The 16445-nt window shown below is 45.2% G+C and carries 13 protein-coding genes; 6 read left to right on the forward strand and 7 right to left on the reverse strand.

Going from position 1 to position 16445, the window contains the following annotated elements:
• Positions 1-70: 70 nt before the first annotated feature.
• On the forward strand, positions 71-835 hold the full coding sequence (locus tag LX99_RS24430) for a hypothetical protein (RefSeq protein ID WP_245928007.1): 765 nt from the start codon (positions 71-73) through the stop codon (positions 833-835).
• A 676-nt stretch (positions 836-1511) separates the two neighbouring features.
• Here LX99_RS24430 and LX99_RS24435 read toward each other — a convergent pair.
• On the reverse strand, positions 1512-4055 hold the full coding sequence (locus LX99_RS24435; protein WP_146203214.1) for a Kelch repeat-containing protein: 2544 nt from the start codon (positions 4053-4055) through the stop codon (positions 1512-1514).
• 446 nt (positions 4056-4501) lie between these two features.
• Here LX99_RS24435 and LX99_RS24440 point away from each other — a divergent pair, with 446 nt between their 5' ends.
• Together LX99_RS24440 and LX99_RS24445 are read left to right on the forward strand one after the other, a co-directional pair.
• Positions 4502-7303, forward strand: coding sequence for an outer membrane beta-barrel family protein (locus LX99_RS24440; protein WP_109610815.1), 2802 nt, complete (start codon positions 4502-4504; stop codon positions 7301-7303).
• A 6-nt stretch (positions 7304-7309) separates the two neighbouring features.
• Positions 7310-8083 carry a GLPGLI family protein gene (locus tag LX99_RS24445; protein WP_109610817.1) on the forward strand — a complete coding sequence of 258 codons (774 nt, stop codon included), beginning with the start codon at positions 7310-7312 and terminating at the stop codon, positions 8081-8083.
• 84 nt (positions 8084-8167) lie between these two features.
• On the opposite strand, the gene LX99_RS24450 is transcribed toward LX99_RS24445, so the two are convergent.
• The 4 genes from LX99_RS24450 to LX99_RS24465 are packed head-to-tail and all read right to left on the reverse strand — an operon-like array spanning position 8168 to position 12320.
• Positions 8168-8956: an SDR family oxidoreductase gene (locus LX99_RS24450; protein WP_109610819.1), complete on the reverse strand. Its 789-nt coding sequence runs from the start codon at positions 8954-8956 to the stop codon at positions 8168-8170.
• Positions 8957-8976: 20 nt separating this feature from the next.
• The gene (fucP, locus tag LX99_RS24455; RefSeq protein WP_022830286.1) at positions 8977-10257 is read right to left on the reverse strand and encodes an L-fucose:H+ symporter permease; all 1281 of its coding nucleotides are present in this window, start codon (positions 10255-10257) and stop codon (positions 8977-8979) included.
• Between the two features lie 18 nt (positions 10258-10275).
• Positions 10276-11148, reverse strand: a complete 873-nt coding sequence (locus tag LX99_RS24460; protein WP_109610821.1) for a fumarylacetoacetate hydrolase family protein — start codon at positions 11146-11148, stop codon at positions 10276-10278.
• The gene (locus LX99_RS24465; protein ID WP_109610824.1) at positions 11148-12320 is read right to left on the reverse strand and encodes a glycoside hydrolase family 172 protein; all 1173 of its coding nucleotides are present in this window, start codon (positions 12318-12320) and stop codon (positions 11148-11150) included. The genes LX99_RS24460 and LX99_RS24465 overlap by 1 nt, the downstream gene beginning before the upstream one ends.
• A gap of 448 nt (positions 12321-12768) precedes the next feature.
• Here LX99_RS24465 and LX99_RS24470 point away from each other — a divergent pair, with 448 nt between their 5' ends.
• From LX99_RS24470 to LX99_RS24480, 3 genes are all read left to right on the forward strand, one after another.
• The gene (locus LX99_RS24470) at positions 12769-13353 is read left to right on the forward strand and encodes a Crp/Fnr family transcriptional regulator (RefSeq protein ID WP_109610826.1); all 585 of its coding nucleotides are present in this window, start codon (positions 12769-12771) and stop codon (positions 13351-13353) included.
• Positions 13354-13844: 491 nt separating this feature from the next.
• On the forward strand, positions 13845-14561 hold the full coding sequence (locus tag LX99_RS24475) for a pirin family protein (RefSeq protein WP_109610828.1): 717 nt from the start codon (positions 13845-13847) through the stop codon (positions 14559-14561).
• A 4-nt stretch (positions 14562-14565) separates the two neighbouring features.
• Entirely contained in the window at positions 14566-14865 is a 300-nt protein-coding gene (locus LX99_RS24480; protein ID WP_109610829.1) for a hypothetical protein, read from the forward strand.
• 2 nt (positions 14866-14867) lie between these two features.
• Here the strand turns inward: LX99_RS24480 and LX99_RS24485 are convergent, their stop codons facing one another.
• Together LX99_RS24485 and LX99_RS25975 are read right to left on the reverse strand one after the other, a co-directional pair.
• Positions 14868-15353 carry a hypothetical protein gene (locus LX99_RS24485; protein ID WP_109610830.1) on the reverse strand — a complete coding sequence of 162 codons (486 nt, stop codon included), beginning with the start codon at positions 15351-15353 and terminating at the stop codon, positions 14868-14870.
• Positions 15354-15407: 54 nt separating this feature from the next.
• Positions 15408-16232 (reverse strand): glycine-rich domain-containing protein, encoded by an 825-nt coding sequence (locus tag LX99_RS25975; protein WP_211319087.1) that lies wholly within the window; start codon positions 16230-16232, stop codon positions 15408-15410.
• Positions 16233-16445 lie beyond the last annotated feature (213 nt).

Genomic DNA, 16445 nt, shown 5'->3' on the forward strand with positions numbered 1-16445 from the left:
TTTAAGCCGTAAGCATCATGTTTACGGCCTTTTTTATATTTTTGAGATATCACTAAATCTTACATCATAAATGGGCATGTTCTTCGGCATTGGAAACTACTATTATATTATTATGATTTTGGATGCGATCTGCATCATCCACTCATCGCGGCGCGGCACGCAGCAAAAATGGATGTGGATAATTCTTGCCATACCTGTTTTTGGGTGCCTGTACTACATCTACAGCGAAATATTAACCAACCGCATCCGCACCCCAAAAATCAATGTGGAAGCGGTGATCAATCCCGGCGCTAAAATAAAGCGGCTTGAAAATGAGCTGCGTTTTACAGATACCTTCGCTAACCGCGTAGCCCTGGCAGATGCTTACCTTGAAGCCGGCCTAACCGACAAAGCCATCGAACTATACCAAAACAGCCTTACCGGCGCCTTTGCCGAAAATGAGCATGTGCAGGCCCAGTTAATTGTTGCCTACTTTGAAAAAGGCATGTATAACGAGGTGATTCCGATTGCGAAACGTCTTTACAAGTTGCCACAATTTGCCCGGTCAAAAGCGCATATCATTTATGCCAGAGCTTTAGAGTTAACCGGCCAACCCGAGCTGGCCGAAAACGAGTTTAAACTGATGAAGGGGCGCTACTCCTACTTCGAGCCAAGGTATGAATATGGCATGTTCCTGAGCCGTGCCGACCGCGGGGATGAAGCCTGGCAGATATTTACCGATATGCTGAACGAACAACCGCAGCTTAGCCCGGTTGAACGCAAAAGCAACAAGGCTTGGTTTGCAAAAGCTAAAGACGAACTGAAGCGGTTATCGGTAGAGCGTAAACCGGCGTAAGGTTTATTTTATCCATGAAGCTTCCGGAGATCATTCCGGGGTGCGTATACGCAATGTTGTTAAAGTCCCCCAGGAGGGGGCAACCGCTTTGTAGCCAAATTTATAACCAGATTAGCCGTGCCAGAGGTACGGAACGTCGGTGTTGTGTACCTCTGGCACACCTCTATCAATTCATTCTATTGCTACAAATCTGTTGCACCTTTGGCGCAGACCTGCAAATCCTCTAACCTAACAACACCGGGCGTTTACGGGCTGCTTTAGGATTCTACCGGCGTAATCTGCCGGGCATATAAGCGACCAGAAAATCGCAGCCCCGATCATCGGGTAGCCTGGTCGTGGCCGATGCCCATAGCATCATTAAAGAACAAATTTCTCCCACGCTGTAAATACCTCTCCCCTAAAAAATAAAAAGAGCTCCTGATGGGCAGGAATACTCTTTTTGCTAACCAATTATAAAACATAAATCATGAGAGAGAGAAGAGATGCAGGGTCGGAGTCGAACCAACCAATTGCTGCCGAACCAGCGCCTGCCATTTAGTTTAAATGAACCCCATTCACAAACTAACCTGGCACAAATATATAAATATTCTACTAAATAGATAGATTTTATAGAATATTTTACATCAGGAGCGCTCTTCTCAATAAAACGCTATAAATCAACTATTAAAATTCAAATCTATCGCTCGCCGGTTTTATTGGAGCAGATTTTTTCGAACGGAACGTGGTACGCTTCGCCTAACGATTTTTCAAATTCGGCAGCAAATTCATCATACACCTTGCGGGCATGCTCGATGCCCCGGGTGCGGCGCAAGGCCTTGATCTTAAATTTTATAGCGGTGTCGTTAAACGGATCAATATTTAAAACAACCCGCGAAATCTCGAGCGCCCTTTTATAGTCAAACAGATCATAAACCTTCTTAATCTCCGGTAAAATTACCGGCATCAGCGCCTCTTCATACTCCTGTTTAAAATCGTCGAGCCAGATTTCGGGGATGTGCTGCAGCAAGCCGCCACGCGCAACCAGGTCGAAATGGGCCAATACGGGTTGTACCGCGTTACCTTTCTGTTTCAGGCTATCTCGTACAATAAAATAATCACAGTAAAAACCATCGGCTATAATAAAGCTGTAAGTATCATTTAAAAAAGTAAGTTCCAATCCATCAATATCCGATAGGATTTTGCGCAGATGATTGATGGTTACACCGCGGATATTTTTGGTTTTAGCCACATCCTTATCGGGCCAAAGTGTGGTTGAGATCTTTTTGGAAATCACACCGTTTTTATCCCGGCTGTTTAGCAAAATGAGGATAAAAAGCTGTTTTATTTTTTGGCTGAACAGGTAGGTGATGTCTTTAGCATTCTTATCAAAAACGGCGAACTCGCCCAGCAGGTAAACCGCGTTGGCTTTGTTATCCGTGCCTTTTTCTTCCGGTTCGGTAACCACTGCAACTTCACTGGTCGCTGGTGCCGGTAAAGCGTCGGCGGTTCTTTTTCTTTTCAGGAAAAAGGCTACAATGCCGGTTAACAGCAACAACGCCGATGTTCCGCCTAACACCCTGTAAAGGGTAAATGTTTTTTGCCGGGGTTGGCGCGCTGCCAGGTAATCCTGTTCACTTACGGGCGGCGCGGTGAGGGCAAATATTTTGATAACCGATTGCGAAGGGTTAACAAACTCCTGCGTGGTACAATAAAACGCGTTTTGCTTAGCATTGTAAAACAGGTTATGATCGGTTTCAATGCGCTCGGATACAACCGGGATGGTTCCGCTTACTATTTGATAGCCGCCATCTTTTATTGAAAATTTGTACAGGCGCATAGCCGTTTTCGACCGCTCATGCGGGTAGCACAGGGCGTAAAAAAACTGCTTATCCCTTGAGATAATGAGGTTGTTGGCGGGTACAAAAGCTTCTTCACCAGGTTTGATCTCCCATAGCTTTTTAATGGTATAGTTACTCAGATTAACCCGGTACAAATCATAATAATGCATCCCGCCAACCACCTGGTTACCTGATTGATTGCCGTACCCGCCAAAAATGTACACCTCGTTATTACTATCGGCAGTACTGGCTGCCGAAAAAAAGCGTGGATTGATCACATCGCCCTTAAGTTTTTGGATCTGCCAGCTATCCGTTGCCTTGTCGTACTTAAAAAAATCGTTGTAATACCTGAACGATCCGTAACCGCCAAACAGGTACAGGTTATTGAAATCCTTATCGTAAAAAATATTGTGGTGGTGCCTTTGCTCGGTAATGTTGGCCTTGCCGTAAAAATCCCAGGTAAGGCTGTCGAGATTTAAGGCAGCGAGGCTTGGCGCCGGTTGCGGTGCGCGTAGTACCTCGTACAGGTAACACTTGTTTTCTTTTAAATTTACAATGCTTTTGCCCAGGTGCAGCGGTACCTCAAGGCGTTTTTTAAAAGGATCGGCCCAGGCGCGGTTGTATTCAACATCGTAATAAAAAATCGAATCGCTTTTAAAAATGAAAAACTTTTCGGTGCGCTGGTTAAAGTTTATCCCTGCTACTTCATTAAAGCTTTTAGCGTATTTCTGCTTCCAGAAATAGGATTCATTAATGAGCCAGGCCGGGTTATCTACCCAGCCAACATTTTCACCTTCGTTAGTATAAACATCATTGCCGGCCCATTCATTAAGAGGGAAACTATATTTTTCGTCGCCATCAGCTATAATTAGGTTTTTGATAGCCATATTGGGCACGTCAGAGTAATGCTCGTTTTTGCCGAAAGTAATTTTAGCCTTTATTTTATCATTAAAACCAAGCTTACCGGCATGGTACCATTTGCCATTTACGGATAAACTTATTTTGTCACCTTTCAAATCAAGATCTACGATAATTTTAATCCATTTACGCCTTTTGAGCAGTGAATCGGCAAGCGGGATGCTGAGCTTATTGCTGCGGCTATCAACATTGAAGTTGAGATAGGAACCCTGGTTATAGATAGAGCTTAAGCTGTAGGAATTGCCTTTTTCATCCGTAAGGTTTAAGATGTAACCAAGGTGCTGATTATCCCATAACGAAAAATCAAAGGCGATGGTAAGACGGTTGCGGAAGGTTGGCGGGCCATCTTTAAAAACCTGGTACGAGGTGCGCCTGCTCATCAGGCTATCATTTGAACCAAACTGCAAACCTTGCCCGTAGCCTTTAGCCGCCGCAAACAGCGTAATAAAAAGTAATACAATCTTATATGCCTTTTTTGAAAGCATTAAAATTTTACCATTTTTTATCATCGAAATACTTTGTTTAAACACGCAAACCGTTTGCGTTATAGGTTAGTACAATGCGCAAAAGTAGGCTTTTTTTGGCTATGCTGACTACCATTTTGAACGATTTACAACCACCTTAGTGTAACGGGAATGATATGTTTACCCGCGCACCAATAAAAGTTCCTGTAAATTGAAGTACTGATGGAACGGGCGGCGCCCGCGGTAAAGGTTACCCGCTGCAATTCTCCCGTCCTCCCGGCGCGGTGGATGGTGCAATTGCTTTCAACCTGAAAAGGTATTTTCCGGGCTTTATTTTAAAATTTAACACTTATAAACGCGACCAAATGTTAAATTTTAGCGATGAAATGTTAAATATACAGTACTAAATGTTAAAACCCTTGCACAACTAACTATTTAGTTATATTTTGGCTCTCATAATAAACCTTATGAGAATCACATTTATAGCACTTATCTTAATCTGTTTCGGTTTAACTGCTTCACTTGCCCAAACTAACTATAGTGTAAAAGGAAAAGTTGCCGACACCGTATCCAACTCAAACCTTGTTAATGCCAGCGTAAGCGTAATCTCGGCAAAAGATTCTATCCTCCAAAAATTTACCCGCGTTAAGGATGATGGTACGTTTACCATTACCAACCTTAACAAAGGGAAATTCATTTTGGTGGCCACCTATCCGGGCTACGCCGATTTTGTGGAGCGCTTCACTTTAGATTCGGCGCATACCACCCACAGCTTCGGCACGGTAAGCATGCTGCTTAAAGAGCGCCTTTTAAAAGAGGTTATTGTAAAGGGGAAAGCCGCCGCCATTAAAATTAAGGGCGACACCACCGAGTTTAACCCGGCCGCTTACAATATCCAGCCTAACTCGAAAGTGGAAGACCTGCTGAAGCAGCTTCCCGGCATTGAAGTGGATAAAGACGGCAAAATTACCGCGCAGGGCCAAACCGTAAAAAAAGTACTGGTTGATGGCGAGGAATTTTTTGGCGATGACCCCACCCTCGTTACCAAAAACCTGCGGGCCGATATGGTTGATAGGGTGCAGCTTTACGATAAAAAAAGCGACCAGGCAGCCTTTACCGGCATTGATGATGGCGTGAAAGATAAAACCATCAACATTAAACTGAAAGAAGATAAAAAGAACGGCTATTTCGGCAAATTAGACGGGGGCATAGGTACCGATGGCTATTACCAGGGCCAGGCCTTGTTTAACCGCTTTAAGGGCAAACAGAAATTTTCGCTTTACGGCACGCTGGGTAACAACGGCAAAACAGGCTTAGGCTGGGAAGATAACAATAAGTATGGCGGCGGGGGCGGCATGGAAATGAGCGATGACGGCGGTTTTTATTTCTTTAGCGGCGGCGGCGATGACCTTGACAATTTCAGCGGTCGCTATAACGGGGAGGGTAAACCTATAGCCCGTACCGGCGGCGCCCATTTCGATACCAAATGGAACGGCGACAAGGAATCGTTAAACGCCAATTATAAGATAGGCTCGCTTACTGTTGACGGTACTAAAAACACGCAAACGCTCAATAGCTTTCCGGGTAATATATCTAATGTTAACAGTGATGAAACAAACCATAATTACCTGTTTCGCCAAAAGCTTGATCTCAACTACCAGGTAAAGATAGATTCGATGCAAAACCTGAAGATCACTGCCGACGGTACTTTGCGCAACACCAACACCCGGAGTAATTTTGCTACCAAAACCGCCCGCCTTGATGGCAGCCTCATTAACAGCAACGGCCGCGATAACACCGCCGATGTGGATAGCAAGGTGTTTAACGCCAGCGCTTTTTACACCAAAAAGTTTAAAAAGAAAAGCCGCACCCTATCGGTAAATTTCAGAACCAGCATTGACGAAAGCGATTCGAAAGGTTTCCTGAAATCGAAAACCACCTTTTTTGATTCTGTTGGCGTATTTAAACGTGATACCACTATTGATCAGTTTAAGGCCAATAAAACACGAAGCACCAATATCAATACCAATATTACCTATACCGAGCCGCTAGTAAAAGATTTTACCCTGGCCTTAAGCTATGCCATATCAGTAAACAACGCCAATAATGACAGGCGCACGTTTAACAAACCGGTAAGCACAGCCTCTGCCTACTCAGCCCTGGATAGCCTTTACAGCAGTGATTATAAACTGAACCAGTTATCAAACCAGGGCGGCGCTGTTTTCAATCTGCAGAAAAAAAGTTTCACTTTTAACTTTGGTACTAAGGTAGCCGGCGTTAAGTTTAAACAGGTTGATGAGTTTGGCCGCAGGTCTGATCTGGTCCGTAACTTCACCAACTGGTTTCCGCAGGCAAGTTTTCAGTATAAAATATCCAAACAGTCAAGCATCCGTGTAAGCTATAATGGTAATACAACCCAGCCCAGCCTTGATGATATCCAGCCGGTACTGGTTAATACCGACCCTTTGAACATCCGCAACGGTAACGCCGGGTTAAAACCATCGTTTACTAACCGTTACAACATCAGCTATAACTCGTACAAGGTAATCAGCAACCAGTACATCTGGATTAGCGGTTCGTATTCAACTACCAGTAACCCTATAGTTAGCAACGTTGTGCGCGATACCACTACAGGTATCAGCACTTATAAATCGTCAAACTTAAACCGCTCAACCAGTAATTTCTGGGCTAACAGCTATTTTGAACGAAAAATACCGGGAGTGGATATCAACGCGGGGTTTGAGCTATCGGCCAATGGCAATACCTATTACAACTTATCCAACAATATATTAAACGAAACCAAATCATACAGCTACTCCGGAAGCCTCAGGTTCTCTAAATACAAAGAGAAAAAATATGACGCCTGGATTTCAGGAGGCCCTAATTATACCGTTAACTCTTCATCATTAAATAAAACGCTGAACAACAACGGCCGGGGGTTCAATGCCAATGGCGGGTTTAATATTTACCTGCCCGGCAAATTCCAGATCGGCTCAGATGGTAACTACACGTATAATGCCCCAACCAAATCATTCCCACAGGATTTTAGAAGGTTTTTGTTAAATGCCAATATCTCGCGCACTTTTTTTAAAGACGCGTTAAAGGCAGCCATTTCGGGCAACGACCTGTTAAATCAAAATACAGGTTATAACCGCAGCGGGGCGGCAAACATCATTACGCAGGAGCGTTATACCACCATCAGGAGATACTTTATGTTTTCGCTCACCTGGGATTTTAATAAAGTTGGAGGCGGCGCACCTAAAAAATAACCTATCATGAAAAAGATATTAACCATAGCAACCTTACTGATATTGAGCGCCAACCTGTTGATGGCGCAGGCCAATAAACATTTCACCTTTCACGGCATTATTGAGTTTGATAAAACATCCAATACCTGGGCTATGATGCAAAAGATGATCAATAAAGATAATGAAACCTGGTACCAGCCGATGTTTGATCAGTATAAGAAAAACCGGCCCCAGTTCAGGGTATTAAAAAGCACGCTTAAATTTGGCAACAACCAAACGCTTTTTACGCCTATTGAACCCGAATCAACGTCAGGATACTGGGGCGATCCGTTGATGTCGTCGCAAAACAATACCATATTTTCTGATTATAATACAGGTATGAGCGTAACTCAGAAAAATGTATTTGAAGAAACGTTTTTGGTAAAAGATACCACCCGCCGTATTAAGTGGAAGCTCACCGGCGAAACCCGAGAAATTGCTGGCTACCAATGCCGCCGGGCCAACGGCCTGATCCTTGATTCGATTTACGTGGTAGCTTTTTATACCGAGGAGATCCCCGTTTCGGGCGGACCGGAGTCATTCAATGGTTTACCGGGGATGATCTTGGGCGTAGCGCTTCCGCACGAGAACATTACCTGGTTCGCTACCAAAGTTACCGAGCAACCTATCGACGAAAAATCATTAACAGCGCCCAAAAAGGGAAAACCAGCTACCAACAAAAGCTTCATGACCGTATTGCAAAACGCCATGAAAGATTGGGGCGACCAGGGGAAGGCTAACCTGAAGGGCTTTTCGCTGTAGCTGCCCACAATATCAATTAATGGCTAATAAAAAAGGTCATTGCCCGGGGGCAATGACCTTTTTTATTTATGCTTTATCAAAGAACTACGCGTTAGCCAAAGCCCTGTCCAGGTGAACATAACCGCCGTCAACATAAATTAACTGTCCGGTGGTATGGCTTGATACCGGCGACAATAAAAACGCCACGGTACTGGCAATTTCCTCGGCTGTGGTCATCCTGTTTCCCAGAGGGATTTTTGATTCGATCTCCTTTAATTTAGCTTCCGGGTCGGGCAGGGTTTTAATCCAGTTGGCATAAAGCGGTGTCCAGCACTCGGCCACTACCAGCGCGTTAACGCGGATGCCGTATTTTAACAGCTCAACAGCCCACTCGCGGGTAAGCGCGTTACGGCCGCCATTTGCTGCCGCGTAACCCGAAGTATTTCCCTGGCCGGTATCGGCGGTTTTGGAGGTGATGTTCAGGATGGCGCCTTTTGATTTTTTCAGTTCGGGCAAGGCGTAATGTGCCATCAGGTAATAATGAACAACGTTTTTATGCAGCGAAGCCATAAAGCCTTCGTAATCGCCGCTTTCCAGGCCAACCCCGTCGTTCACACCGGCATTGTTTACCAGCCCGTCAATACGGCCATATTTGGCCACTACTTCGTTAATGGCATTTTCGCTTGCCTTAGGGTCGGTGAGTTCGGCTACCACCTGGTGCGCTTCGCCGCCAATGGCTTCAATTTCCTGCACAACTTTCAGGTTGTCGGTTTCATTACGGCCAATTATTACCGGTATCGCGCCTTCCGAAGCTAAAACCTTCGCTATTCCCTCGCCTATTCCTTTGGCACCGCCGGTAACTATAATTACCTTATCTGTAAGTTGTAAATTCATTTTTTGGTATGATAGATATATTAATGAGAGCCCGATATGGCGAGCTTTTTAACTTTATGATTATTAATGGCGAATATTAAAATGCCCAGGAAACAAATTCCGGGTACAATATAAGCCAATTGGATGTTATGTGTGGCATCAGATATCCTGCCCATAATTACAGGGAATATGGCGCCGCCAACTATCCCCATAATTACCAGCGATGAGCCAAGTTTGGTTTTAGCGCCCAGGCCGCGGATACTTAACGAAAATATGGTTGGGAACATGATAGACATGAAGAACCAGGTAGCCATCAGTACGTAAACAGCAACCTTACCGTGTAACATCACCACCATGGTTATCAGGAAAATATTGACCACCGCGTAAGTAATAAGCAACTTAACCGGGCTAAAATAGCGCATCAGCAAGGTGCCGATAAACCTTCCGGCCATAAAACCTGCCGACGCTACGGTTAAATAAACCGATGCCGGCTGCTCTGCAAAACCTGCTACCTTTTCGGAATAGCGGATAAAAAAGCTGCTGATACCGGCCTGCGCCCCTACGTATAAAAACTCGGCAAGAATACCGGCCCTCAAACTTTTCACCTGTAACAATTCCTTTATTCTTACGCCAAGCGAACGGTTGTCATTAACCGCCTCATCGCTGGTTTCTTCAACAATTGGCGGAAAATGTGTGCGGTAAATCAAAAACGCCACTACAAGTACGGTTGCACCTATTACCAGGAAAGGTAATTGTACAGATGAGGCTTCGTGATTAAGATATTCATTCAACTGCTCCGGCGACATTTTGCTCGATTCGGCATCTGTTAAAACCTTTCCCGAAAGGATGTAGTGGCCGCCAATCCACGGCGCCAGCGTAGCTGCCAAACCGTTAAATGATTGTGAGAAATTGATGCGGCGTTCGGCCCCGGCCGGGTCGCCCAATACGGTTATATAGGGGTTGGCGGCTGTTTCTAAAAACGCCGCACCCGAAAATACGATGAACAGCGCCGCCAGAAAGAACGCATAGTTGCGTACAGCCGCTGCCGGAAAAAACAGGAAGGCCCCTACCGAAAACAGTATCAAACCTAAAATGATCCCGCCTTTATAGCCGTATTTTTTCATAAACTGGGCGGCCGGGATAGGTAATATAAAGTAAGCTATATAAGAAGCGGAATCAATCAGTGAAGATTGGAGATCGTTTAGCTGGCAGGCCTTTTTAAGGTGAGGGATCAATATCGGGTTAAGGTTAAGCGCAAACCCCCAGATAAAGAACAGGGACGTAACTAAGGCTACTGCGAAGAGCGTGTTGTTTTTTGACATCAGTATTAATTGGTTGTATTATTTTTCTTTCTTGTTTAGTTGATCGTACTTTTTATTGATAGCTACCAGGTTAACCAGCTCGCCAATATGATCGATATTGATCTTTACCACATCACCAACCTGCAAAGTAAATGAAGGCGGCGGTACCAGGCAAGTACCTGTCATTAAAAAGCACCCGTAAGGAAAATCGCATTCGCTGTATAAATAAGCGGTAAGTTCGGCAAACGAACGCTTGATGCGCGATACCGCCGTTTCATCTTCAAAAACCAATTCGCCATTACGCGTTATAGTCATGCGGATCACCGTTTCGGCGGGGATAGGTGATGAGGTAACGTAAAGACAGGGCCCCAGCGCCGCGCTTTTTTCGTAAACTTTGGCTTGCGGTAAATAAAGGGCGTTTTCGCCTTCAATACTGCGCGAACTCATGTCATTGCCAATGGTATATCCCTGTATGTTACCGTTGCTGTTCACCAGTAAGGTAAGCTCCGGTTCAGGAACATTCCAGTTGGAATCTTTGCGGATATAAACTTCGCCATTATGGCCGGACACGCGATGCGCCAGCGATTTAAAAAACAGTTCGGGGCGGGGAGCATCATAAACCTTATCGTACAGGCTTGCCCCCGCTTCTGATTCTTCCATGCGGGCATCCCGGCTGCGTAAATAAGTTACCCCGGCAGCCCATACTTCCTGGTTACCTATCGGCGGTAATATCCTTCCGTTTAAATACTCGGCTTCCACACCGGCGCTTAACGGCGTTGTGTCGGCAGTTATTGATTCGAGGTAACCGCTTAGATCATCCCGGTTGATGAGTTTATCCCAATCATCGTCAATTATGTATGACGATCCTGCATGCTGCAGCAAGCTGCCTTTAACCAGTTTATATAGTTTCATCAGTTTACTTCCAGTTCGTCTTTAGTTGGCAATTTGGGGAAGGGGCCGTGTTGGCCTGTCTGATACCAGAACACGGTCGACGCGATATCATCCTGCAAAGGCAAATAGCGGCCATCATGCCGCCAGCCCAATGCCTGTATGGTAACCTTTAAACTTTTTTCAAAGCGTATGGGATCGGCAATATGCCAGCGGTATAAACCAAAGCGCTGCGCTACTTCATAATGCCCGTCGCCACGGATCACCTGTGGTAAGCCGCTGTAAGGGCCGCTGAATTCGGTATATTCCGTACCGCTTTTTTCCTTGCCGTCGGCATCTTTATGGCGGGTATCAAAATCGTATGACCCGCAAAAGTAATCTTCCGTGCCGGTGCCGTTAATAGTAGGGAATTGGGTATCCCCATCCATAAAAAACTTGATTTCCCCCTCGCCCCACCAGCCGTTTTTATTGGCGCCGTAGGCAAGGTAGGTACCCACATAGTGCCCCTTGCCCTGAATGCTGTCTACCAAAACAAAATCCTTTTTATACGGCAATGGGTTTACCCTGCGAAACTGCGCGTGGAAATACCCGGCATCGGCAGGAACATCGGTTAAGGTGTAATCAACCTGGTAATAAAGCACCATATCGGCATCATCAATGTTTTCCATGGTGATGCGGCATTTTTTGCGGAACGGCATGGGCCAGTAGCAGTTAAAGGCACTGCCCGGATTAACCGCCACCGCCAGCGATTGTACCGGCGCGTATTTACCCCAGCCCATGCAAAAAAAATCGCCTACGGGCACTTCAACCGATGGTGTGGTTTCATCATCCCAATAAAAGCGGATGATGGAATATCGCCAGTTACCGGTGGGCGTCATCCAGATATGTTGGATGGCACCGGAGCCGTTTATTTCGGCAATGGTAAATGTGGTGTGTTTTTTGATAACAACGCTCGGGCTTACCTTCCAGGTCCGCCCCAGATCGCGCGCGGCATTAGCGCCGGTGCCTTCGGTAGCCATGCCGCCCTTGCCTTTTTCGCCGGTAAAATTTTCAGGGCTGATTGATCTGGTTTTAGCGTCAGATACCCGGTAAAGATTTCCGAGACCAACCTCGAGGCCATTGAACTTTTGTTGCGCGCCGACAGGTAAAGCCACGATAACAAGCAGGCAGATCGATAAAAAATAATTTCTGACCATAAATTTATCTTTAAAATCATTTAACGCAAATTGGCAATGCGCTGCAGGCTTACTTGTTAATATTTGAGGCTTTGGTTAAAAGCTATTTACAATCATATTGATAATTTTCGGCTGCGTATACTCTTTTATAAGCATAACATTCGCATATTTTGGCATTGGTAATTGACGGCTGATAAAGCTAATTCAAAATTTACTAAATAAACCAACATGCCTGTAAAAAACAGGATAGATAAATTACCAAACCGAGGTAACACGCCAGAGATCGCTTTTAAAATGAGTTGCCATTATCTCAGCCAGGAAGTCTCACCCCAACCCTCTCCAAAGGAGAGGGAGCACCTTATTCTTTAAAGTCCTCTCATTTGGAGAGGATTTAGGTGAGGCTACGTATGGTATGTTTTTTTAAAAGCGATTGTTATAGTAATGCGCCAAATAAAACACATTTTTGCATATGCCTCTTAATTTGATACTGAGTAACCTCGAAAAGCACATCCATCTTACACGCGAAGAGCAGGACCTGTTTACAGCTTACCTTCAACCTAAAAAAATAAAACGCAAGCAGTTTTTGCTTACCTATGGCGAAATCTGTAAACACTCGGCATTTGTAACTTCGGGTTGTTTGCGGGGCTATACGGTTGACAAAAGTGGTATTGAACACGTACTAAGCTTTGCGCCCGCCGACTGGTGGATTGCCGATATGTACAGCCTCATTTCGCAAAAGCCGGGTATCCAGAATATCGAAGCGCTGGAGGATACCGAGGTGCTGCTCCTATCCAAAAGCAACCAGGAAAAACTTTATACAGAGATCCCCAAGTTTGAACATTTTTTCCGGATCCTGACAGAAAACTCGTTAGTTGCCAGTCAGCAGCGCTTAATCGATAGCCTGAGCCTAACTGCGGAAGAGCGCTACAACAATTTCTGCAAACGCTACCCTACGCTGATAGACCATCTCCCCCAAAAACAAATAGCGTCATACATAGGCGTTACCCCCGAGTTTTTCAGCAGGATGCGCGGCGGGATGGTAAGGAAGAGGTAGCCCCTTCTCAAACCCTCTCCGGCAGGACGACTTTGTGTACAAATCTTAAAATAAACAAAAATATCATCAAGCCTGTGGTCGGTGTTTTCACCGCACCTCATGATCTAAAGAAGTTACACTAATTATAAAACCACAACCTACCCCGAAAGTGGTGCGGTGACAACACCAACCACAGGCTCAAAATCGCCCCGCGTATTAACTTCTCCAGACTTCACTACGCTAGCAGCCTCGCCCTAAGCCGCGCGTAAAGAGGAGATTGTTTGTTTTTGTTTTCCTACCTTTTTTGCGGCTTGCCGCAGAGAGGGGTGGTCCAGCGTAGCGTAGACCGGGTGAGTAAGTTAGCAGCCATGCCGCCCCGGCAGTTAAGGTTTTAAATCAAATTAAAAGTCACCCTACGGTGGGAGATTTGGAGGGGGCTTTTCTTAACCTACATCAAGTGCCTTGCAATAAACCTGCCTTAAATTTGTAGCAACAAATAAAGGAACACAATCATGGCAAAGACCATTTTACATAAAGCTGATACCCGCGGCCACGCAGACCACGGCTGGCTGCACAGTTACCAATCATTTAGTTTTGCAGGCTATTATAATCCGGAGCGGATGAACTTTGGCGCGCTGAGGGTTTTAAATGATGACACCGTTGATCCGGGTATGGGTTTCGGCAAACACCCGCATGATAATATGGAAATCATTTCCATTCCGCTGGAAGGCGACTTAGAGCATAAAGACAGCATGAACAATGTTGCTGTAATTAAAAATGGCGATATCCAGGCCATGAGCGCAGGTACCGGTATTTTTCACAGTGAATACAATTTCGACCGTACAAGCGAAGTTAAATTTCTGCAGATCTGGATCTACCCAAACAAACGTAATGTTGAACCGCGTTACGACCAGGTTTCATTAAACCTTAACGACAGGCACAACAAACTCCAGCAGGTGGTATCACCAAACCCGGATGACGCCGGCGTATGGATACACCAGGACGCCTGGTTCCATTTAGGTAAATTTGATAAAGGGGTAAGTGCCGAATACGCAATAAAAAAAGAAGGTAACGGCGTTTACGCTTTTGTGTTAAGCGGCGATGTAATTATTAATGGTGAAACTTTGAACAGCCGCGATGCCCTGGGCATTTGGGATACTGATCAATTTACCATTGAGGCCGGTACCGATGCCGAATTTTTATTGATAGACGTACCCATGAAATTTTAAACCGATGGAAAAGATACAAATACTGGTTGTTGGCCGCCACCCGGAAATACTGGCTACCGTGGTGCGGCTGGTAAACAGCAACCCCTATTGGAATGCGACCGGCTGCCTCAGCGATGAGGAAGCCATAGCAGCTTTTAAGGAGCTGGATTTTAAAGTGGTGTTATTGGGCGGAGGAGTTGATGGAACTTCAGAAAGCCTGCTCAATACTCATTTCACCACCATAAAGCCGGATATCAAAATAGTGCAGCATTTTGGTGGCGGCAGCGGGTTGTTAAGTGCCGAAATTTTTGAAGCGCTTAAGTAAAATCAAAAGGCTGTTTGGCTTCGCTTTGCCAATTCGCTCAACAGGTTAGCTCTATCAGCTATCTCGGGCTGAATGCGGATCCAGCCCTTTCCGCTCCATCTCCCGGAAAGATTGGAAACGGTGTTATCAAACAAGTCGATAGTACCATTGGGGTGTTCTTTAACAATTAAATCAGCCCAATTTATCATTTTATAGGGCATCCCCTCTGCTTTAACCTCAACACCTTCTTCGTTTAAAACAACCTTTAAGGTTTTATATGTTCTTCTAAACTTTCTGCCTGAAGAGTAGCCTATTATTAATAGCACTAACGGTGTAGTAATGCAGAAAGACAAAGCAAATGCTTTGAGATCCCTTGAGCCATATGAAAAGTACTGCGAGGACAACACCGTTATACCTATTATAGCTACCCTGCTAAACAAATTATACTGTAAGCGTTTTACTAAACCGCTTAACCGTGATTCATCAATTACGAAAGTAGTGGTGTTCATTACGATAAATAAGGCCTATAAAGGTAGCACATATGGGTATATTCAACAAACAAGTTAATGCCCGCTACTGCACCCTGACGAGGAGCAGCCCGAACAGCCCGAGCAGCCACTATGACTGCTGCAACCGGAATGTCCACCGCTATGACATCCATGGCCGGAATGCCCATGATGCCCTGAATCAGCATCGCCGCCACAGCCGGCTGTACTGCAACCCGAATCACCACCGTCTCCGTCTCTCTTATCTCCACCGCGCCCTTCTTCACGATAACTGAATATCATAATCACCACCAATACCGCCGTGAAAACCAATACGAAAATATAATTATCCGACGCCTGTATAAACACCCATCCCAGCAATATCAGTGCTAAAGACAGGGCCAGAGCCCTGGCGTGCTTTGGTTTCCGGATAAGCCAGTAATTGTCAAGGCTGACACGTTGAAAATTGATTTTTCCAAAACGGGTATCATGATCAGGCCAAATGTCCACGGGCGGCATTTCGCCAAAATGGTCAGCGTATAACCTTGCGGTATCCGTGTAAAAGTGGTGGTATTTTACAGCCTCGCTTCCGCCGCCCCTCGTTGGGTTGTGATGTATTTCCCTGCCGATGGTATCCCGGCAAAGATCAATCCAATACGAGCGGGTAAAAGTAAGGTGTAAATGCCAGGCCTGGTCTACCGCGTCGGCAGGGGTAACACCCCGCTCAGCTACATAGCACAGAAATAAAAACTTTTTATATTCCGCTATAACGCGATGGGTATAGCGCATGCTCCAACCATTTTCACGAGCCAAACGTTCCGAAAATTTAAATTCAGCATGAGGATCATCTAATTGAAATCCGTTAATCCTGTCCCAAAGTTGAGTTTGCGCGGGTGTAAGCATAAGTTTAGGTATATATGCTAAGTTAAACAAATGATCTCAGGAAACACAAGAATTTAACATTTACGTTGGGCGCGTGACGTTGAAAGATTAAGTTTTGTCAGTGTTCCGGTTTTAAAACAGAGTGTTCCAGGGCGTTGTGTGCGATTGGTGCAAATAGCTGATTATCAATAGTAGCGTATTCCAACTTAGGTTTTTGGGTGTCGTTGATATTTT

Origin of the sequence: Mucilaginibacter oryzae, from assembly GCF_003148845.1 — a bacterium.
GTDB lineage: Bacteria > Bacteroidota > Bacteroidia > Sphingobacteriales > Sphingobacteriaceae > Mucilaginibacter > Mucilaginibacter oryzae.